Raw genomic sequence first — 19,686 nt, forward strand, 5'->3', positions numbered from 1 at the left:
AAATGCAATACTAATTAAACAAAAAGTTTTATTTATTAAACAAAAGTTTCAGACAAAGAAAAAAGACTGCCGAAGCAGTCTTCTGTTTAGTCCTGTTTAATTGCAGATAATGCTGAAATACTTACCGCACGGTTGGCAGGATAAATACCTGACAACAGTCCTACCAGTGTTGAGAACAGCAATGCTCCCACCACCAGCCACCAAGGGATTACCGATGTAGAACCGATGCCGCCCTGCAGGGCACCATAGATGTCCTGACTGCCGCCGCCGCCAAACGTATTAATCAGATAGGAAACGCCATAGCTGACACCAACGCCAAGCACACCGCCCAAGAAACCAATCGTTCCGGCTTCCATTAAGAACACTGTACGGATATCACTGATAAAGCAGCCCAGTACCTTCATAACACCAATTTCACGTGTACGTTCATAAATTGACATCATCATTGTATTCATAATACCTAAAGCTGCAACCAATAAGGAAATAGCACCTAATGAACCAAGCATCAGCTGATCTTTCTGAGCCTTCTCCTGCATCGGCTTACGAATCGTTTCCATGGAATTGGTTGTATAGCCCATTCCCTGAATAACCTCTTCCACCGCCGCGACATTGTTCATATCATCGACTTTAACCGTCACACTGTCATAGCTCTTTTTCGCATCCTTGTTAACAGTAATATTATTCAATTTGTTATATTCATTCTCTAACTTTTTCAAATAATCGACACTCACAAAGACACCCCAGCCGCTGGACGGACTCTTACTCCAATCCTGTTCCATCGTACCGCCATAAACTAAATCAAATTCTTTAGGCTTTTTATTTTCTTTCTGTGAACTTACGACAAACTTCATCTTATCCTTGTTTGGATCAACGAAAGGATCTTTGCCTGATCCTTCATAAACTCGGTTATTAGAACGTTTTTTCGTATTATAGAAATCATAAACCGCCGAAGAACTGAAATAAACCGTATTTTCCTTTACACCCTCTTCACCGGGCCACGAACCCTCTGTAAGCTTATAACCTAAAGCCTCAAGATCATTCAGTGAAACACCGTAAATCATACTGTCATACATATATTTACCGCTGGTAATACTGATTGATCCCCAATTGCTCAATTGATAAGCAGGGGTTAAAGCTACTACATGATCCAGCTCGCGAAACTTTTCCAGCATGGCATCATCCAGCGGATCTATATCCGGTGAAATACCATAGGAATTCACATTGATGATTGTTAAATCACCCATTTGTGACAATGCTTCTTCCTGAGCCTGCTGCATGCCTACGCCCAATGAAACGGTGATAATGATTGCACATGTTCCGACAACAACACCCACGGTTGTCAGCAGCGTTCTAACCTTTCTTTTATAAAGGTTAGAAAAACACATGATAATCTTATCCTTAATACTCATAATTATTCACCATCTTCTGGGAAATCATCATAAGATTCAGCTTCTTGCAATTTAGACTTAGCCTTTTTCTTTTTAATCACTACATAAGCCACTGCCGCGATACCGCCAACAACAACTACGCCAATCAAGATTTTGCCCCACATCGGCATCCCTTCCGGCTGCGTTGGTTCAGGAATATCCATGCCTGGATCAGGTTCAAAATTCATCGAAATCGCGTCACTGCTGAATTCCTTTTCAACAACTACCGTCTGTCCGTTCGCATCCTCATAAGAGAATTTAATCTTACCCTTAACCGGGCCTTCCTGATTAGCGGTAATATTTACAGAGTAATAATCAGAGTTGCCTGATTCAACATTTCCTACATAGGATCTTGATTCCATCGCGGTCATATTTTCTCCCTCAACAGAAATTTCAAGGTTATTAATTGTAGATTTACCCTTATTTACATAAGAAACATTGATCTGACTTTCCATACCGACATATATCGGCCCCCACATATCGACTTCACCTACTTCAAAGCGATCAGATTGCTTTAATGGAATAGAAATCTGTTCTGTGGAGCTGCCTTCCTGCAGTTCACCCTTAATGACATATTCAAATTCAAAACGAATTTCCAAGCCATAAGATTTAGGGTCAGCATCTGCCTTTGGCATCAAATTGATACTTTGTCCAATTGAACCATTTGGCGCAATACTCTTCACAAAGAATGAGTTACTGGAGCTAGTCGGTGTAAACGCACCGCCGGTTTTCTCATCAGCAACACTTTGAATTGTCATTTTTAAATTCTCAATCGTAATATTACTGCTTGTATTTCTGAATACCATTGATAAATCAAAAGGCTGACCGCCAGTTACCGCTGTACCGCCATAGTCATAGCTGTCAATAACAATTTTAGGTTTACCGTTGAGAGCCGCTTCAGAGCCATCGGCTGATTTAGAAATAAAAGCGAAAATCTTTGATGTAAGCGGTGTATCAATACCATCCGCTGTCACAGATAATTCCAGCATTTGAGAATTCTTATCGATATTCTTGCTGGCAATCATCGGGAAGGTTAATGTCTTTGTTGAATTAGCAGGTAATTCAGGCAGATACATCGTATCGATTGCATTGTTCATCATAATCGTTTCTGTGGTTAAATTGCCGATATTTACATTGACATTCTTAACCGCACCGTTTGATGGATTATTTAATTCTACAGTTAAATTAAAGGCTTCACCGGCTTTGATATTCTGACGGTCAAAACTGTAATTGGTGATTTTCAAACGATTAGCAGGATTGCTGTCAGTGCCGTTGATTTTGATATAGGCATTAACTGTTTCAGTTATCGGATTAGAATTACCAGAATATTTGTAAGTAATTTTAATCGGCACCGTCACCGTACCGCTCTTCGCATCGGAGCTTGCGGAAATACTGGCCTTTAAGATAGCGACCTTGCCCTCAAAACGCTTATCATCCTTTTGGGTTTTCACATCAAATGACTGAATGTCGTTAGCTTCATAGAAATACAAGCCATCCGGCAAGGTGATTTGTGCCTGTTCATAACTGGTTGCTGTCTTTTTAGTCGCGTAGACAATCGGAAATTCAATCACCTTCGATTCACCGGCATTGATCGTCGGTGTGTCATAACCCGGATATAATTTAAAGATGTTGCCGTAAATTGGCGTGTCTGGCTCAGGATCAGAAGGCACTTCTACCTCTTTATAACAATACCACTTTCCATCACTATCTTGTCGAGGTTCTGATCCATATGGACATATCGGTTTAGTATCAGAATCATCTGCCTTCACATTCATCCCCGGCATCATGCTGCCCATCATCATCAATGACAGCATCGCCGCAGCACTCTTTAATAGAAATTTATTTTTCCTCATTGCTTTTTCCCTCTTCATTCTTTTTCTGATCCTTAACCTGTTTTGCAGTTTCAGAATCTTTCTCTCTTTTAGTCTTCATAATCGATTCATTAGGTTTATCTGATTTTATATTTCCATCAAGTAAATAAATAATTCGATCTGCATAAGACGCAATTTCCTGATCATGGGTAACAATAATCAAGGTTTCCTTATATCGCCTTGCCATATCGATCATGATTTCCATAACCTCAATGGTTGTATGACTATCCAGATTTCCTGTTGGTTCATCCGCATAAACAATTTTAGGCCGGGCAACGAATGCTCTGGCTATACCTACACGCTGCTGCTGACCGCCGGACATCTGTGAAGGCTTATGCCCCATACGTCCATCTAGTTTTACCGCTTTCAGCATCTCTATCGCATAGTGATTCCGTTTCTTTTTACTCATGCCTCTAAACATCAAGGGCATTGCGACATTTTCAATCGCTGTTTGTGTTGACATCAGATTGTATGACTGAAATACAAAGCCGATATTTTTCTGCCGGAAAGCAGCCAGTTTTTTCTCACTTAACTGGCAAATATCAACGCCGTCAATAAAAACACTTCCTAATGACGGTTTTTCCAGACCTGCCATAATATTCAACAGTGTTGATTTACCGGAACCAGAAGTTCCCAGCACACAACATATTTCTCCCTTTTCAATTTTGAGATTGATACGGTTTAAAGCAACAATTCGCTCCGTATCTACATGGTAAACTTTACGGAGATCCCTTACCTCTATCAAAGACATTGGCTTTCTCTCCTTTTTTACTCTATATGCAAACCCATTATATCATAATTTAATGAAGGGAAAATGCCATTTCTGTCACATTAATCTTAAAAATTTCTTACACAAAATAACAGATTTTCGATAATTGTTTTAAAATAGAACAATTTTAAATTATTGAAAACTAAAAAAAACATCCTCAATTGGATGTTAGATAGCAGAATTTAATAATGCCTGAAGCTGATTCTTAGGCTGGAAGCCAACTACTTGTTTGACTACATCGCCATTTTTAAATAATACCAGATTAGGGATTGACATTACACCATAACGGCCGGCAATATCACCATTTTCATCAACATTGACCTTTACGATTGTAACCTTTCCTTCATATTCTTTAGCTAATTCTTCAAGAATTGGAGAAATCATTTTGCATGGACCGCACCAGTCTGCATAGAAATCAACTAATACTACGCCATTGTCTTTGATTGCATCGAATTCTGCTGTGTTTGTAATTTTCATAAGTAAATACCTCCTGTTTGTTGTTTGTATTATACCATCTATTATTCATGCTTACTCGTAATTTGCTCTAAATTTTCGATGGCATAGGCAATTCCATTATGATTGTTATCTAAGGTAACACCATTAGCTGCCTGTTTGACTATATCCATCGCATTGCCCATCGCAATAGCGGTACCGGCACTGGCAAACATTGAACAGTCATTTTCCCCGTCACCAAATACTAAAACTTCATCCTTTTTAATATGATTGGCACTCATTAACGCTGTCAGCGCATTTCCCTTGCTGATTCCCTTGGGCGATATTTCAACCCATCTTGGTGATGTCCGCACAATTTCATACTCATCATTCAAGGCTTTTTTTAAGGCCTCAAAAACTTCACTGATCCGGGTTGGAAAATGGGTTAGACACAGTTTGTTGCAGGCATCCGGAAAAGCTTCAAGCCGCTCAGCAAAAAACTGATTGGGATAGCCGCCCCGATTATCACTGATCCAATCACGATGACCGCCGGTCAAAGGAAAGTCCTCAGGAAAGTTGTTTTCAATGCGATAAGCTATTTTAGATTGACGGATATTTTCAGAAAAGTAATCATATAAGCCATCATCCAAAGAAGCGATCAGCTCTAAATCATATGTCTGTGCAAGCTTAAAGACCCGTTCGATATCCTGCTTATTTAATTCTGCTTTCTTCTGCCTTGCATGTGTCATACAGTCATAAACCGCCAAACCATTTGCTTCTATCAGCATTCCATGATAAACATCCATTTTCAGCTGAATCGCATAATCCATCAGCTTGCGGTAATTGCGGCCGCTGGCAAGCAGCAGACGCACACCTTTTTCTTCTTGTTTAATTAATATTTGTCTGGTTTGCTCATCGATTCTGTTTTCATCATTCAGCAATGTGCCATCCATATCCATAACGATCCATTTTATCATATGTGTACCTCAGAACCATTATAACTTAATTCATGAACATTTCAACTTTCATGTGTGAATTAGCTATGATAAAATAGAGCTGTTTAACAAGATAGAGGTACTTATGAAGATAAAAATAAAAGCAGATCAAGCAATTCGTTTATACAATGACAATGTTCTTTGGTTTGAAATGATGAATGATGGTTATTATCTGTGCAATGAGCAAAAGTTTTGGTTCAGCAAAGCACAGGAAATTACAACAACTGAATTTAATAATGGTTTAGGTTCAGGGTTTAAAACTATTTATAAGGGGTTTAATGACGGTGAAGACGCATGTGAAGTCCTTGTTTGGGTTGAAGAAAGCACTCAGGATATTTATTTTGAATGGCTGCCGTTAATTGAAGATAAGCTTAAACCAAGTGCTGTTTATTGGCCGATGCCGATTCGTTTTGATGATGGGAATGCTGAAAGCTATACATTAATTAATCAGATGCAGGGAACGCTGATTCCTAACAATTGGCCGCATGCGGTGAATCAATTGCATTTTGATGGTCAGTTAGGCAGCAGCGCGGCTTATATGCCTTGGTTTGCACAGGTAAATCAACAGGCTGGTTATCTTGCGGAATGTTTAGATCCTGCCGATGCCGCCTATCAGATTGATCATCCCGCGAATGGACCTTATACCAGCATCAGCATTCGCTGGCTTCCAACTTTAGGCAAAATGCGATACCGCCGCCGGATGCGTTATTCTTTACGGGCCAACTGTGACTATAATGATTTATGCAAGCTTTATCGTCAGCATGTAAAGGAAAGCGGTCTATTTACAAGTCTACGTGAAAAAGCTGCCCGCAATCCGCTCGTTGATCAATTAATTGGTTCTGCCTTTGTGCATAAAGGAATCAAATCACATATTGAGCCAGATTCACTGTTTTATGATTCTGATAACCCTGAACATAACGATCATCTGACATCTTTTGATACCAGAACAGAAGAAATAAAGCAATATCATGAAATGGGCATTAAAAAGCTTTATCTGCATCTTGATGGCTGGGCTGAACCCGGTTATGACAATCAGCATCCCGATATTCTGCCTCCCTGCATTCAGGCCGGCGGCTGGGATGGATTAAAAAAGCTTTCTGATACGATGCAGACATATAATTATATGCTGGGTCTTCATGATCAATATCGCGATTATTATTTTAACGCGAAGAGCTTTGATCCTGCGAATGCCTGCATGAATGAGGATGGCTCAATCTTTGATATGGCCCGCTGGGCAGGCGGCCGTCAGAGCCTCTTATGCGCTTCTCAGGCAGCCATGTATGTAAAACGCAATTTCACGGAATTATTAAAACACGGCATTCACCTTGAAGCCAGCTATCTGGACGTATTTACCTGCAATGAAGGTGATGAATGTTTCAATCCAGAGCATATGATGAACCGCAAGGAATGCTTTGAATATCGCCGGGAATGCTTTTCAATGCTGAATAGTATGAAAATCTTGCCTAGCTCCGAGGAATGCGGCGATTGGGCAATGCGTGAATTAGTATTTGCGCATTATGGCCCTTATGACTTCATGCTGAAAGCACCAGATACACCGCGCAATGGCTACCCGGTTCCCCTGTTTAATCTAGTTTATCATGACTGTATGCTTTTGCCATGGTCGATGGATCAGCATCCAGATCAGGAAGATTATATGCTTTATGCACTGCTGAACGGCGGCGGTGCTTATCTTGAGAAAGAGGGCGCTTATCCGAATACCGATGGTGTGTTTGATACCGATCAGCCAAAAGATTTAGCAACCGCTTGGCAGCGCTGCAAACAGGTGCTTGAGCTTCAGGAAAAGGTTGCAAAAGAAGAAATGGTATCTCATCATTTTATTAATAACGATTGGAAACAGCAGGAAACGCTGTTCGCAGACGGTACCAGAGTTATTGTAGACTTTAATACTCAAAGCTATAAAATAGAAAGGAGCTGAGTCCATGTCAAACAAACAACGCAAATTAGTCATCAATATAACCAATGTAGTTGCCCTGCTGGCAATCTTTACGAGCGGAACCTCCCTGCTTGGTATGCTGACGAAACTATTAGGGTTGCTGGCAGTGATTATAAACCTGATTACCCTGGTGCGTATCATTAAGAGTGAAAAATAAAGACTTTTTGATGTGATTCAGCTTTTTAAAAAATATACTTGAAAATTAACAAAATCGCGCTATAATATAAGGGCGTAATTTCAAGTACGCCGACTTAGCTCAGTCGGTAGAGCAACTCATTCGTAATGAGTAGGTCGGAGGTTCGATTCCTCTAGTCGGCACCATATAAAAACTAAAGCCCATTTAAGGGCTTTTTTATATATCTTTTATCTTTTTTGATTCTTGCCCTATTCTATTTTTGATTGAAATATATAATTCTTAAAGAAATTTAAATAAAGAAAGATTCCTATACTTAGCTCTATGTCAAAATATAGGAATCTTTTTATTGCATGTGAAATTTTATATGTACATAAAACAGCAAAGCTTATAAAGAAAGCTAACAACAGAATGTATTTTTATTGCCAATTCAGCATGACAGTTACAGCATGCCCTTCATTGTTTCAATGTCCTTGAGCCACCCTTTAATATAGGTATCGTATTCCTGCCTTTTCTCTGAGTCTTTGATGTAGCCCTGCATCATTTCCAGTTGATGCCGATAATAATTAGAAAGATTTGTTAACAGTGCAGACAATCCATTCAGCTTCTCAACGTCTTTTTTGTTATAGGCAATCTGATATTGATGTAATGCGGCTGCCATCTCATCGGCAGAATTGCCGGCATATTTTTTGAAATCACGCAGCATCCATTGCTTTTCAAATATATTTCTTTTTTTCCAACCCTCATTCTGTTCATCAAATGTTTTGACGATTGCGATCAGCAGCGTTTGTCCTTCTTCACTCAACGATGCCGATATTTTTTCATCATTATTTTTATGAATTCCTGCGTCTATCAGCGCCTGTATACCGCCAATCTCTTGACCATGATATTTTTTCGCAAAGAGCAATGACACGGCGAACGCGGTTCCAGCCTCCTGAGCGGAAACAATATTTTCGCGATTCATATGATAGAAGTCCTCGGTGGAAATCCCCATAAGAGGCGCTACTTTCTCAATTCCCTGCATAGCTGTCTGCGTCTTCACAAGGCCAGGACCAATACTATAAACCGACAGCCCGGTATCTTCCAGTTCTGCCGCCAATGTATTTGCCAATTCGACCTGCGATGTCTTAAACACCTCATAGCCTCCCATATAGGCTACTGCACCGGAGGATGGAGTGAATACTAGAACACCCTGATCTTTCTCCAACATTTTAGGCAGGAAAAATTGTATCATTTGCAGCGGCCCGCGCAAATGGACACGATAGCTTCTGTCCCAGTCTGAAAGCGGAAGCCGTTCAATGGAATCAAAAGGGGTTATCGCGGCATTATTGATGATGGCATAGGGAGTTCCATATTCTGCCGTTACTTTCTCACAAAAGGCTTGAATAGCCTCAGGCTTCTCAAGATCAAGAGGAATATATTGAACACGATCAGGGAACTTGGCCGCAATCAAGCTTTCTGCTTTTCTTCCCTTTTCCTCATCCACCTCACCAATAATTACTTTTGCCCCCATATAAGCCAGAGCAAGCCCGGCTTCCAATGCAATTCCGCCACCGCCGCCGGTGATGATAATGGGTTTATCCGCAAGTGCAGACATGTCCCCTTTCATGTTTTCTATAATCATAATTAAATTACGCCTCCTTAGCTTTATTTTAAATTATTTAACTTCAAAAACAAATCAGCAGCCATTGAAAATTGCCGGTCAAATAGATTATTCAGCGGCCGCTACTTCAAAATTCAGTTTACCTTGCTCTGTGCCATTAACAATAAGTGTTAGCGAATGCATTCCAGGGTAATGTTTTCTTGTACTCAAATCTGCGAAAGAATGTTTTTTTATATACGTCTTTTCTTGCTTCGCCGCAAATGAAGTTTCAGCTATTTTAAATATTTTTAGATTTCGCGTGCCGTTCGCTTTCACATAATGAATACCATATTCCAGCCGTACCTTGGCTGCTTTTTTCGCCTTGACTTTAAAGGAAAATGTCATCTCCTCGCCAATGGAAACAGATTCGGCTTGCATGGTAAAATCGCTAACAGTGATATGCCTTGCATCGGCAACGCCAAAAATAGCAAGCACCCTTTTGTCACCCTTTTTTAAAAGTGTCCGGCAGCCATGTTTTACGATCCAGTCCGTATACTCATTTTGGCCATACCATTCGCCTGCTATTTGCACAACAAGCTCGGGATGTGTTTTGGATATATCATTCAGATTATTGGCCACACTTTTACGAACATAGAGTGAAGGATCAGCTTTTAATTGCTCTAAAACAGCAAGCACTAAGGTTGGATCTTTTTTAAACCTAGCCAATGCTTGTCCCCACGGCAGCGCAGGCCGGCATCCCTCACTGGCAAGCCGCCGAACGTGCTCATTGCTGTGTTTTGCCCATATGGACATTTGTGCCATCATGCGTTCCTCATGCTTTATAATAAACTCCCGCACAGCAAATTCAGCAGTTGAACATTGAGTATATCTCTCTAAGGCAGCCATTGACAAATCCCAATTACACTCAGCCTGTCCATAAACTTCTACAAAATCCGGGAAGTAAATGAATGCAAGATCATTATGATGGGCTGGATAACTCGCAATCACCTGATCAAGGACGGCCAATGCCTGCTCATACTCAGAGGGCAAATATTTTCCAAGATTTATCGTAATATGGCGCATACGGCCTTTTAGTGAAAGCGCCTCCCATGTTTCATCCATAATATCACTTATAAAATCACTATCCCGAAAGGAAGGATATATCGCCTTAATACGGAAGGCTAATTCATGAATTGAATTAAAATTATAATATCTGTCTTTCAATAATTCAGGCATTGATTTCCTCCTTTCATTTAATTCAGAATAAATTTAAAAAGCAGCAGCATGCGGATAACAGGAAGACTGTAGAATCAATTACTTCCAGAAAGGAATTATTGCTTTTGCCAGTTCTTCAGGATTATCTGTATTTACTTCATGACCAGCATTTTGAATTAATTTGAATTGACTGTCTTTAATCTGCTCATGCAGTTTAAGCGCGCTCTTACGGTTGGCTGAATCTTTCTCACCGCATAATATCAACACAGGACAGCTGATCTTGTTTAAATCTTTTCTTATATCCAAGCTGCCCATTGAATTAACCAGACTGATAAAGTCATGTTTATTAGATCCCATTTTTCTAAACGTTGATTCAGGCATTAGTTTAAATATAAATCCTTGCAGCTTAAACAGCCGTTTAGGTATTTCATAAGGTGTACCAATTAAAATAACTGAATTTACCTTTTCCGGATATGCTTTGACATAATCAAGCGCTAAAATCCCACCCAGTGAAAGCCCGCATAAATTCACCTTTTCATTATACCCTTGGCAGTCTTCAGCAAAAGCTTTTGCCAGCGCATCATACGTTATGGCCTGCGGATATGACTTAAATAAATCAGGACAATCAGCGTCTATGCCCGTTCCATTTAAATACTGCCGGACAGCCTGCCAGCTTTCACTGTTTTGACCTAAACCATGAATGAGAATATTTTTCATATTTGTACCCTTGTCCTTAGATTAAGGATAGCATATCAATACATTAGCGGCAAGTAAACTTAATCACACAAAGGATTTAAAAACGCAAATGACGGATTTTTTGCTCATAGGCTTCCTTTTCCCGCTGATAAATCGCGGCATCTTCTGGCATATAACCCTGTCTTTTACATTCATTAATATAACGAAATAAATACTGATTGATAATTTTACAGCGATACATCGGATCTTGTTCAAAGGCATCCTTATTATACCTCTTGATCAAACACAAATAATCAATAAAGCTTTTCATTTTATCACCTCAGGGGTAGTATACCTTTAAACCTAACACGATTTATGTCACAAAAGAAAAAAAGCCTTGCGGCTAATTTCTGATAATGATATAAGTTAAATAAATTGCGAAGAGTATCAGCATCGTAATCCCCGCCTTTTTATTAAAGCATTTCTGTTTCATTGATATTACCAGCGTCTGAATGAAAATCACCATCATAAAGATCAAATCGGTAAAGATAACCGGTGCGATTTCAATTGGATTCACCATTGATGACAAACCAATAATAAACAGGATATTAAAAATATTAGAACCGATAACATTACCTAAGGCAATATCACTTTGTCCTTTGCGGGCAGCTACCACCGAGGTAACAAGCTCAGGCAGCGAGGTACCCACGGAAATGATTGTTAAACCGATCAGCGTCTCACTCAAGCCAAAGCTGCGGGCGATACTGGTTGCTGAATCAACCACCCATTGACCGCCAAAAATAATCAGTGCTAAACCGATAATAGATACTGCTACACTCATCGGTACATTGAATTTAGGCTCATTCACTTCAATACTGTGACGGCTTTTTAATGAAGTAATTACCGTATAGCCAACATAAGCAAGGATCAATACGAACAAAATTGCCCCCTCAATACGGCTGACTACATTGCCGGTATAACAAAACAGACAAAGCAGCAAGCCGCCGACAATCATGACCGGCAAATCAAAGTCAATGATTCGCTTTTGTACCTTTACGGTTTTTAAAGCTGCCGACGCGCCGAGTACAATCAAAAGATTGAAAATATTAGAGCCGACAACATTGCCTACCGCAATCGCGTTGGAACCTGATATACCAGCAGTAATACTGACCGCTGCTTCCGGAGCGCTGGTGCCAAAGGCTACAATGGTTAACCCGATAACAATCGCCGGTACCTTTAAATGATCAGCGATTGAGCTGGCCCCATCTACAAAGAAATCAGCGCCCTTTACTAAAAATGCAAAGCCTACAATTAATAACAAAAAATCCAGCATGATGCTTCCTCCCAAAAAAAAGCCTATGCTACATAGCGTAACATAGGTCTTGTCTTTTATAATTAAACCAGTTTCAGCAATGAAACATGATGTTGATTTAATGACGCTCACAGCGCAGACTACTCCCCTAATGGAAATACTTCATTATTATAATGGACAAAAACCTAAAGTTCAACCTTTTTCTTTCACTTTTTGTAATTTGGGATTATAATATCAGCGGTGATTTTATGAAATTAGAAAAAACAAATGCGATGCGGATTCTCGATAAAGCCAAAATCAGTTATCAGACATATACCTATGATGCTGATGATGGTGCTATTGATGGCGTATCAGTCGCTAAGAAATGCTCACAGGCTCCGAAAAAAGTATTTAAAACCCTGCTTACCCGCGGCAGCAGCAAAAATTATTTTGTATTTGTCATTCCTGTTGAACATGAACTAGATTTAAAGAAATGTGCAAAAGCGGTTAATGAAAAGAGCGTCGATATGATTCCGGTCAGTGAAATCAACAAAGTCAGCGGCTATATCCGCGGCGGCTGTTCGCCTATCGGTATGAAAAAGCTGTATAAAACTGTCCTGCATGAAAGCTGTCAAACATTAGATACAATCATATTCAGCGGCGGTAAAATCGGTTTTCAGATTGAAATGGACCCGCATGAACTGATTCAGCTCATCCATGCAGAAACAGCAGATCTAGTTAAAGCATAAATTGATCTTTAAGGTTGATTTATGCTTTTCTTTAGCTTAATCACTATATCAAGAGTCGTATCCGTCCCCTTTAAATAAAGCAGAGACTGACCGTTTTCTTCATAAAGGATCATTTCGGTATCAGGTTTTAAATGAGGATTTGCGTCCTTTAACTGCTGATAATAGAAATCAGCTTCACTTTGACTCATTGGCTGATTAAAGGTTTTATTTTGCTTATCCAAAAGATAAACCAGTAATTCATCCTTATTCTTAGTCACTTTAGTCGCTGTGTAAACAACCGCATAGCGTTCATCCTCATAAAATGTATAGCAGTTGCAGGTCTTTAAATCACGATTCATATCATAAAGCATCGTAGTGTTCGCGCTGCGGGCTAAATTGCAGTCAAACAAAGGCATGAAGATGGTATTATGATCAATACGCTCAAAGTTATTATAGAAAATAACATCCTTTTCAGGCATTGTAATTAATGTTTTATCTTCAACCCTACTTAACGAATAGCTTCCCCATGAATTGAGCTTGCCATGAATTTTAAACTTATCGAAATAATCGCCCTGCTCATTAATTAATTCCTTAACACTCAGAATACCATCGGCTTTAGCTGCTGCCGAGAAATGGCGGTCAGCGACTGGCAAGCCGGAATTCTTATAACAGTTGACAGTATCTTTGTCATAATCAAAGCTTGTGTTGATAGATGCAACCTGAAGGATCATTTCATTACCTGAAAGCTTTACATCATAGGCATAGGGTGTATCATACGTGTAACCGCCGACAGCTCCGTCACGATACTCATGATAAGTGAACAAATCATATTCAGCCTCATAGGTGTAGCCGAGCCATGGACTGTTATCATTCTCAATCATTCCTAACGGCATGCCATATAATTCTTCATATTTTTGCCGGACAGCTTCGCCCTTATAGAATTCGCTGTAATCAGGAATCGGTGTTTCCAGTTTTATGAGCTGGCCGTCAATGACGATTTCATCGATATCATCCATGGCATAGTTCCCCACAGCAATAGGTTCAACAAGGGTGAATACATATTGCATCTTCTCGAAGAAACCCTGCTGATCCGCATAGAAAGCAAGCATCAGCTGCTGGATATTTCGCTCTGCCTGCTCCTTACTAAAGGAAACACTTTCCCATATTCCTAATGATAAGTAAGGCAGATCAATGGTTATCTCTGAGCGATTTTCTGCTAAGAACTGCTTAGAGACTCTTGCATCAGCTGGAATAGTGAAATCTGGCTGATAGGCTGTGCCTAGTGATGAAATATCCAAGCTCTTATCACGAATAAACGCAGGATGCTCTTGAAGCTTAAAATAGTCAACCGGATAGATATTCACAGAACCTTTAAATTTTAGAAAATAAATGTTTGATGACAAAAAGGCATCGTAGACAGCAAATCCTTGATCACCATATTCTACATCAATGAGTGTTTTTAACGTTTTGTCTGAACTTGTTGAAACATCATTTTCACTGATTATCAACTGCTCGTCATAATCATGAGTCGGCGTTAATTCCAAAAGCTTCAGCCATTCAATAATTGCCGCCTTTTGATTATTAGAAACAGCATCACCATTCAGCTTCATAACCCCAAGATCCTTTGTAAAAGATTCGATTTCCGGCATGATGATGACTGGCTTTAAATCCGTTTCGGTACTGACATCGCCGCTGTCTCCCTCATTCGGCAATTCATTAGGCATTGCGGGCTGACAGGCGCAAAGCAAAAACGCAAGTACACATAAGCTAAGTTTCTTCATCAAACCACCTCTCTTTACCCTTAGTATACAACACATAAACAAAAACAACAAAAAAAAGACGCTTATTGCGTCAATTCTTGAAACAGTTTCAAATAAGTCTGTTTGATTTCTGAACAAGTTTTTTCCTTTAAGTCAGGTTCAGTAATCAGCTCGGCTTGATACTCAATCAATTCAGGTCCTACCAAATCATTAAATTCCGCAGCCAGCATTGCATCATCAATCATTTTAATGGAAGCCGGCAATTCAGGATCAAGGCCATACTTCTTCAAAATGACTGCCAGCAGCTGATCCTCAGCCTCACAATACTTTGGCATCTGCTGTTTGACTGGCCGTATCAGATCCGCCATATAGGCCTCAGAGGCATCATGCAGCAGGGCTGTCAGCTGCAGCTGCCTGCCAAAGCCGCGCGCCTTAGCTTCCAAAGCACAATTAATGCAGTGCTGACCTACTGAATAAAAATATTTCGTATGTCCATTCGCCCGGCACAGCTGTGATAAGGCATGGGCAATATCCTCAATATGAATTTGCTTTTCATCACAAGCCAGCGGAGTGACTCTTTCACCGCTTTGTGTTACCATGCTATCGCTCATAAAGCTCATCCTTAAAATGCTCAATCGCCTTAGTGATTCCCTGCTGCATATTAGTATCGGTCACATAATAAGCCGCCGCCTTAACATTCTCCATCGCATTCCCCATCGCGATGCCATATTTAACACATTCAATCATAGAAAGGTCATTCTCCGCATCACCAAAGCACATTATTTCATCACGGCTGATACCCAGCCGCTGGGCTACTTTCAAAACACCTTTTCCCTTGCTGATGCCTTTTTTCATGATTTCAAGCCAGCGCGGGCCAACAATCATCACATCATAGTCAGCCAACGCACTCATCAGCTTCGGCTTTAACTGAACAATTTTATCATCCTGAAGAATCAGCTTATTAATTGCTGGTTCAATCAAATCATCCGGATGCTTCAAATAGCAGTTATTTACCATTTCACCTTCAAAGCCGATTTCCTTCAGTTTACCTTCAAAGAATGACAGTATGCGATTCCACCAGCGATGATAAGGTTTTACATAAAAATAAAAGCGTTCAAAGGTAAAAGCGATACCCTTTAAATCATAACGATGAGCAAGCTTGAAAACATAGCTCGCATCCTTGCTGTCAAGCTGTCCCTCAACCTCATGACTGCCATCCTTCAAGCACATGATTTCAAGACCGTTAATGCCTACGATATAGCCGGTTTCACGCATATTCAAGATATCCGTTACCTTCAGCAGATCGCTGCAGTTTCTGCCAGATGCCAAAACAAGCACGATTCCCTGCTGCTGACATTGCTTCAGTATTTCAATGGTAGATGGATCAATCGATTTATCATTGCGGTAAAGCGTACCATCCATATCCATAACAATCATTTTTATGGCCATAACTACCCTCCAAAAGAAAAACAGCCTTGCGACTGTTTCGTCTTCCTTATTTTAACTTGCTGGCTGCCGCTTTGTCAACGATAACCACTACATCCGGATGATTCTGCAGAACAGATGCCGGGCAGTCAACACTTACCGGACCATCAACCATTGCACTGACAGCATCCGCTTTATTAGCGCCGGTAGCAACTAAAAGAATCTTTTTAGCTTTCATGATGGTAGCGATACCCATTGTGATCGCATGAGTAGGAACCTTATTGATATCGTTTTCAAAGAAACGCGCATTATCCTTACGTGTGCCTTCCTTTAAAGTAACGATATGTGTTTCTTCATCAAAAGAAGTACCTGGTTCATTGAAACCGATATGACCATTGCTGCCGATACCTAATACTTGAATATCAACAGTTACATTATCCATTGAACGTTCATAAGCTTCACAGTCTTCTTTTGTATTGCCATATGGCAGATGTACATTTTCTTCTTTAATATCGATGCCGTTAAACAGATTTTCATGCATAAATGTATAATAAGACTGTTCATGATTACGGTCAATACCTACATATTCATCAAGATTAAAGCTCTGACATTCAGCATAGCTTGTACCGTTTTCCTTATGGTCTTTGATCATATTTTCATATAAGCCGATCGGGCTTGAGCCAGTTGCCAAACCTAATACCGCATTGGGTTTAGACGCCACTAATTCATGCATTACTTTGAATGCTTCAGCACTTACTTCTGCATAATTTTCTACTACGATTACTTTCATAAAATACCCTCCTTGTTGATGATTTTATTATATCAAAGAGTGAAGTGAAATCATAGCCCGCAGACTTTAAACTATCAATAAAGAACATAAAATAATGTTGAATATTGTTTATTCTCTATAAAATGAACAATTTTATTTGTGAACTTTATAAATTCTGTCAAAAGAAAACCGAGGCTTCTCAGCCTCAGTCACATTCTTTATTTAACATCAATAATCTTCATTGTGTTGGTTGCGCCAGAACCAGTTGGATATCCAGCAACCAAGATAATTGTCTCACCCACAGCAATGCCGTGTTCTTTGGCAATTTCTCTTGCTAATTCACATTCATTCAGCTGAGTATTCACGGTCTTGCTGAGGTATGTGGATACGCCCCAGTTAACAGCCAATGAACGTTCAACCTCTTCATCAAAGCATACAGCGATGATCGGTGCCTTTGGACGGAATTTAGCGATTCTTCTTGCTGAATTACCGCTTGAAGTGAAGCAGATAATACCGGCAACATCTAAAGACATCGCAGTGTCAGCCGCTGACATACCGATAGCATCTTCCTTTGTTTTTCTTGAAGTAGCGATTGCTTTATCAAGACGTTCACGGTAAGGCAGAATAGTTTCCATTGCTTTAGAAATCTTATCCATTGTCTGAACCGCTTCAATCGGATAAGCGCCGACTGCTGATTCACCTGAAAGCATGATGCCGTCAGTACCATCTAAAACCGCATTGGCAACGTCACTTGCTTCAGCACGTGTCGGTCTTGGATTTGACTGCATTGATTCAAGCATATGAGTTGCTGTGATAACCGGTTTACCAAACGCGTTAGCACGTTTGATCATTTGTTTTTGATAAATTGGTACTAATTCAACAGATACGTCAACACCTAAGTCACCGCGGGCAACCATGATGCCGTCAACAACGTTCAGGATTTCATCAAGATTGTCATAACCTTCCTGGTTTTCAATCTTTGCGATGATCTGAATATGATTATCGCCTTCTTCTTCAAGAATACGGCGGATTGCCAGCACATCTTCTTTTCTTCTAGTGAAAGAGGCTGCAATGTAATCTAAATGATTTCTTGCCGCAAAACGAATATCGCTTTCATCTTTTGGTGAAATGAATGGCATACTTAATTTAACATTAGGCACGTTGCATCCCTTACGGTTCTTGATCACACCCGGATTTTCAATACGGCAGTCAAGCTCACCGTCACGTTTTTCAAGAATTGTCAGACGCACTTTACCGTCGTCGATCAAAATTGTACCGCCAACTGAAACATCGTCAAACATTTCCGGACATTGAATGTGAAAGCGTTCCTTAGTTCCTTCGATTTCTTCACGAACCAAAGTAACGATATCACCTTTCGCATATGTTTCCTGACCGTTTTTGAAAACGCCGCAGCGAATTTCAGGTCCCTTAGTATCCAGCAGAATTGCAAACTTCTTGCCAGATTCCTTGGCTACTTTTCTGATTCTCTCAATTCTCTCAAGATGTGCATCATGTGTTTCATGAGAAAAGTTTAAACGGCAAACGTTCATTCCGGCTTCAGCCATTTTAACTAACATTTCTTCACTTTCAGTAGCTGGACCAATGGTGCAAATAATTTTAGTCTTTCTTTCCATTTTTTTAATATCTCCTTGTTTTTAAACCTTAAACTAAACGATCAAACAAATCCTGCAATCGCTTCCTGGAAGCGCGCGGCATATCCAAAGCTTCTTCAATCGGTACGGCAATAATCTGGTTATCCTTGATACCCACACATTGTCCGCCGATACCAGCCAGCAGCAGATCCACAGCTTTTTCACCCATCCGCGATGCCAATACACGGTCAATCGGCGTCGGTGAACCACCGCGCTGCACGTGACCTAATACCGTAGCACGGCCCGAAAAGCCAGTATTGAGACTTACCTTTTTCGCAAATGCGTCAACATCGGTAATTTTCTCGCTGATTACAACAATTGCATGACGTTTCTTCTTCACAACATCAAATTCTTTAAGGCGTTCGAGAACCTCAGTTTCCTCAAAACCGGTCTGAGCAGTGATTACGATTTCTGCACCGCAGGCGATTCCTGACCATAAAGCCAGATCTCCGCAGTGGTTGCCCATAACCTCTACCACCGAACAGCGGTGATGAGAGCTTGAAGTATCTCTTAATTTATCTACGGCCTCTACTACTGTTGACAGAGCAGTATCAAATCCGATTGTTGAATCTGTACATGTGATATCATTATCGATTGTACCCGGCAAGCCGATACAGTTGATGCCCTGATTTGTCAATGCGAGCGCCCCCCGGTAGGAGCCGTCGCCGCCAATCACGACAAGCGCGTCAATTTCACGCTTTCTTAACTGCATGATGCCCTTCTCCTGCACCGCAGGATCTTTAAATTCAGGCAAACGTGCCGATCCTAAGATCGTTCCGCCGCGGTCAATAATATCACCAACATCATTTCTTGTCAGTGGTTCAATATAGCCTTCAACTAAACCACGATAACCATCGTAGATGCCATAGACTTCAACGCCGCTCTTCAAAGCGACACGGGTTACAGCACGGATGGCTGCATTCATTCCTGGAGCGTCACCTCCGGAAGTGAGAATACCTATACGTTTCACCATATCTGATTCCTCCGTTCATGCCCTATTATGATAGC

The 19,686-nt window shown here is 40.5% G+C and carries 19 protein-coding genes and 1 tRNA gene; 4 read left to right on the forward strand and 16 right to left on the reverse strand.

Annotated elements, in window-relative coordinates; genetic code table 11:
* Nucleotides 1–86: 86 nt before the first annotated feature.
* The 5 genes from DWZ33_RS01170 to DWZ33_RS01190 all read right to left on the reverse strand — a co-directional run bounded on the left by DWZ33_RS01170 (nt 87) and on the right by DWZ33_RS01190 (nt 5,476).
* Nucleotides 87–1,409 carry an ABC transporter permease gene (locus DWZ33_RS01170; RefSeq protein WP_022937704.1) on the reverse strand — a complete coding sequence of 441 codons (1,323 nt, stop codon included), beginning with the start codon at nt 1,407–1,409 and terminating at the stop codon, nt 87–89.
* Nucleotides 1,410–1,411: 2 nt separating this feature from the next.
* Entirely contained in the window at nt 1,412–3,280 is a 1,869-nt protein-coding gene (locus DWZ33_RS01175) for a COG1361 S-layer family protein (protein ID WP_118453511.1), read from the reverse strand.
* Entirely contained in the window at nt 3,267–4,049 is a 783-nt protein-coding gene (locus DWZ33_RS01180; protein ID WP_022937702.1) for an ABC transporter ATP-binding protein, read from the reverse strand. Before DWZ33_RS01180 ends, DWZ33_RS01175 begins: the two co-directional genes overlap by 14 nt.
* Before the next feature lie 186 nt (nt 4,050–4,235).
* The gene (trxA, locus tag DWZ33_RS01185; protein WP_022937701.1) at nt 4,236–4,544 is read right to left on the reverse strand and encodes a thioredoxin; all 309 of its coding nucleotides are present in this window, start codon (nt 4,542–4,544) and stop codon (nt 4,236–4,238) included.
* Between the two features lie 41 nt (nt 4,545–4,585).
* A complete protein-coding gene (locus tag DWZ33_RS01190; protein ID WP_118453512.1) occupies nt 4,586–5,476 on the reverse strand; it encodes a Cof-type HAD-IIB family hydrolase in 891 nt (296 codons plus the stop codon).
* Between the two features lie 103 nt (nt 5,477–5,579).
* Between DWZ33_RS01190 and DWZ33_RS01195 the strand changes: the two genes are divergently transcribed.
* The 3 genes from DWZ33_RS01195 to DWZ33_RS01200 all read left to right on the forward strand — a co-directional run bounded on the left by DWZ33_RS01195 (nt 5,580) and on the right by DWZ33_RS01200 (nt 7,769).
* Entirely contained in the window at nt 5,580–7,430 is a 1,851-nt protein-coding gene (locus tag DWZ33_RS01195; RefSeq protein ID WP_118453513.1) for a DUF5696 domain-containing protein, read from the forward strand.
* A gap of 4 nt (nt 7,431–7,434) precedes the next feature.
* Nucleotides 7,435–7,605 carry a hypothetical protein gene (locus tag DWZ33_RS17920; protein WP_022937698.1) on the forward strand — a complete coding sequence of 57 codons (171 nt, stop codon included), beginning with the start codon at nt 7,435–7,437 and terminating at the stop codon, nt 7,603–7,605.
* Nucleotides 7,606–7,693: 88 nt separating this feature from the next.
* Nucleotides 7,694–7,769, forward strand: a tRNA-Thr gene (locus tag DWZ33_RS01200).
* Between the two features lie 254 nt (nt 7,770–8,023).
* Here the strand turns inward: DWZ33_RS01200 and DWZ33_RS01205 are convergent.
* The 5 genes from DWZ33_RS01205 to DWZ33_RS01225 all read right to left on the reverse strand — a co-directional run bounded on the left by DWZ33_RS01205 (nt 8,024) and on the right by DWZ33_RS01225 (nt 12,386).
* On the reverse strand, nt 8,024–9,205 hold the full coding sequence (locus DWZ33_RS01205; RefSeq protein WP_118453514.1) for an SDR family NAD(P)-dependent oxidoreductase: 1,182 nt from the start codon (nt 9,203–9,205) through the stop codon (nt 8,024–8,026).
* Nucleotides 9,206–9,292: 87 nt separating this feature from the next.
* A complete protein-coding gene (locus tag DWZ33_RS01210) occupies nt 9,293–10,399 on the reverse strand; it encodes a DNA alkylation repair protein (RefSeq protein ID WP_118453515.1) in 1,107 nt (368 codons plus the stop codon).
* 78 nt (nt 10,400–10,477) lie between these two features.
* Nucleotides 10,478–11,095 carry an alpha/beta fold hydrolase gene (locus DWZ33_RS01215; RefSeq protein WP_118453516.1) on the reverse strand — a complete coding sequence of 206 codons (618 nt, stop codon included), beginning with the start codon at nt 11,093–11,095 and terminating at the stop codon, nt 10,478–10,480.
* A 76-nt stretch (nt 11,096–11,171) separates the two neighbouring features.
* Nucleotides 11,172–11,384 (reverse strand): hypothetical protein, encoded by a 213-nt coding sequence (locus DWZ33_RS01220; protein ID WP_022937694.1) that lies wholly within the window; start codon nt 11,382–11,384, stop codon nt 11,172–11,174.
* A 72-nt stretch (nt 11,385–11,456) separates the two neighbouring features.
* Complete coding sequence (locus DWZ33_RS01225; protein WP_118453517.1) at nt 11,457–12,386, reverse strand: calcium/sodium antiporter; 930 nt, start codon at nt 12,384–12,386, stop codon at nt 11,457–11,459.
* A gap of 227 nt (nt 12,387–12,613) precedes the next feature.
* Between DWZ33_RS01225 and ybaK the strand changes: the two genes are divergently transcribed.
* Complete coding sequence (gene ybaK, locus DWZ33_RS01230; RefSeq protein ID WP_118453518.1) at nt 12,614–13,093, forward strand: Cys-tRNA(Pro) deacylase; 480 nt, start codon at nt 12,614–12,616, stop codon at nt 13,091–13,093.
* A gap of 8 nt (nt 13,094–13,101) precedes the next feature.
* Here ybaK and DWZ33_RS01235 read toward each other — a convergent pair whose 3' ends face one another.
* The 6 genes from DWZ33_RS01235 to pfkA all read right to left on the reverse strand — a co-directional run bounded on the left by DWZ33_RS01235 (nt 13,102) and on the right by pfkA (nt 19,651).
* Nucleotides 13,102–14,853 (reverse strand): hypothetical protein, encoded by a 1,752-nt coding sequence (locus DWZ33_RS01235; RefSeq protein ID WP_118453519.1) that lies wholly within the window; start codon nt 14,851–14,853, stop codon nt 13,102–13,104.
* 62 nt (nt 14,854–14,915) lie between these two features.
* Nucleotides 14,916–15,443 (reverse strand): phosphohydrolase, encoded by a 528-nt coding sequence (locus DWZ33_RS01240; RefSeq protein ID WP_244925826.1) that lies wholly within the window; start codon nt 15,441–15,443, stop codon nt 14,916–14,918.
* On the reverse strand, nt 15,433–16,281 hold the full coding sequence (locus tag DWZ33_RS01245) for a Cof-type HAD-IIB family hydrolase (RefSeq protein WP_118453520.1): 849 nt from the start codon (nt 16,279–16,281) through the stop codon (nt 15,433–15,435). Before DWZ33_RS01245 ends, DWZ33_RS01240 begins: the two co-directional genes overlap by 11 nt.
* Nucleotides 16,282–16,327: 46 nt before the next feature.
* Nucleotides 16,328–17,047, reverse strand: coding sequence for a glucosamine-6-phosphate deaminase (gene nagB / locus DWZ33_RS01250; RefSeq protein ID WP_022937688.1), 720 nt, complete (start codon nt 17,045–17,047; stop codon nt 16,328–16,330).
* A gap of 197 nt (nt 17,048–17,244) precedes the next feature.
* Nucleotides 17,245–18,660: a pyruvate kinase gene (pyk, locus tag DWZ33_RS01255; RefSeq protein ID WP_118453521.1), complete on the reverse strand. Its 1,416-nt coding sequence runs from the start codon at nt 18,658–18,660 to the stop codon at nt 17,245–17,247.
* Nucleotides 18,661–18,688: 28 nt separating this feature from the next.
* A complete protein-coding gene (pfkA, locus tag DWZ33_RS01260) occupies nt 18,689–19,651 on the reverse strand; it encodes a 6-phosphofructokinase (RefSeq protein ID WP_022937686.1) in 963 nt (320 codons plus the stop codon).
* Nucleotides 19,652–19,686: the final 35 nt, after the last annotated feature.

The sequence above is a fragment of the Dielma fastidiosa genome (assembly GCF_003475485.1).
GTDB lineage: Bacteria > Bacillota_I > Bacilli_A > Erysipelotrichales > Erysipelotrichaceae > Dielma > Dielma fastidiosa.

What these genes read in the sequence shown, in the direction of transcription:
- DWZ33_RS01175 (WP_118453511.1), bottom strand. Translation starts at nt 3,280, where the DNA reads ATGAGGAAAAATAAATTTCTATTAAAGAGTGCTGCGGCGATGCTGTCA.
- trxA (WP_022937701.1), bottom strand. Translation starts at nt 4,544, where the DNA reads ATGAAAATTACAAACACAGCAGAATTCGATGCAATCAAAGACAATGGC.
- DWZ33_RS01205 (WP_118453514.1), bottom strand. Translation starts at nt 9,205, where the DNA reads ATGATTATAGAAAACATGAAAGGGGACATGTCTGCACTTGCGGATAAA.
- ybaK (WP_118453518.1), top strand. Translation starts at nt 12,614, where the DNA reads ATGAAATTAGAAAAAACAAATGCGATGCGGATTCTCGATAAAGCCAAA.
- DWZ33_RS01210 (WP_118453515.1), bottom strand. Translation starts at nt 10,399, where the DNA reads ATGCCTGAATTATTGAAAGACAGATATTATAATTTTAATTCAATTCAT.
- DWZ33_RS01190 (WP_118453512.1), bottom strand. Translation starts at nt 5,476, where the DNA reads ATGATAAAATGGATCGTTATGGATATGGATGGCACATTGCTGAATGAT.
- DWZ33_RS01235 (WP_118453519.1), bottom strand. Translation starts at nt 14,853, where the DNA reads ATGAAGAAACTTAGCTTATGTGTACTTGCGTTTTTGCTTTGCGCCTGT.
- DWZ33_RS01220 (WP_022937694.1), bottom strand. Translation starts at nt 11,384, where the DNA reads ATGAAAAGCTTTATTGATTATTTGTGTTTGATCAAGAGGTATAATAAG.
- DWZ33_RS01245 (WP_118453520.1), bottom strand. Translation starts at nt 16,281, where the DNA reads ATGGCCATAAAAATGATTGTTATGGATATGGATGGTACGCTTTACCGC.
- DWZ33_RS01240 (WP_244925826.1), bottom strand. Translation starts at nt 15,443, where the DNA reads ATGAGCGATAGCATGGTAACACAAAGCGGTGAAAGAGTCACTCCGCTG.
- DWZ33_RS01195 (WP_118453513.1), top strand. Translation starts at nt 5,580, where the DNA reads ATGAAGATAAAAATAAAAGCAGATCAAGCAATTCGTTTATACAATGAC.
- nagB (WP_022937688.1), bottom strand. Translation starts at nt 17,047, where the DNA reads ATGAAAGTAATCGTAGTAGAAAATTATGCAGAAGTAAGTGCTGAAGCA.
- DWZ33_RS17920 (WP_022937698.1), top strand. Translation starts at nt 7,435, where the DNA reads ATGTCAAACAAACAACGCAAATTAGTCATCAATATAACCAATGTAGTT.
- pyk (WP_118453521.1), bottom strand. Translation starts at nt 18,660, where the DNA reads ATGGAAAGAAAGACTAAAATTATTTGCACCATTGGTCCAGCTACTGAA.
- DWZ33_RS01225 (WP_118453517.1), bottom strand. Translation starts at nt 12,386, where the DNA reads ATGCTGGATTTTTTGTTATTAATTGTAGGCTTTGCATTTTTAGTAAAG.
- pfkA (WP_022937686.1), bottom strand. Translation starts at nt 19,651, where the DNA reads ATGGTGAAACGTATAGGTATTCTCACTTCCGGAGGTGACGCTCCAGGA.
- DWZ33_RS01215 (WP_118453516.1), bottom strand. Translation starts at nt 11,095, where the DNA reads ATGAAAAATATTCTCATTCATGGTTTAGGTCAAAACAGTGAAAGCTGG.
- DWZ33_RS01170 (WP_022937704.1), bottom strand. Translation starts at nt 1,409, where the DNA reads ATGAGTATTAAGGATAAGATTATCATGTGTTTTTCTAACCTTTATAAA.
- DWZ33_RS01180 (WP_022937702.1), bottom strand. Translation starts at nt 4,049, where the DNA reads ATGTCTTTGATAGAGGTAAGGGATCTCCGTAAAGTTTACCATGTAGAT.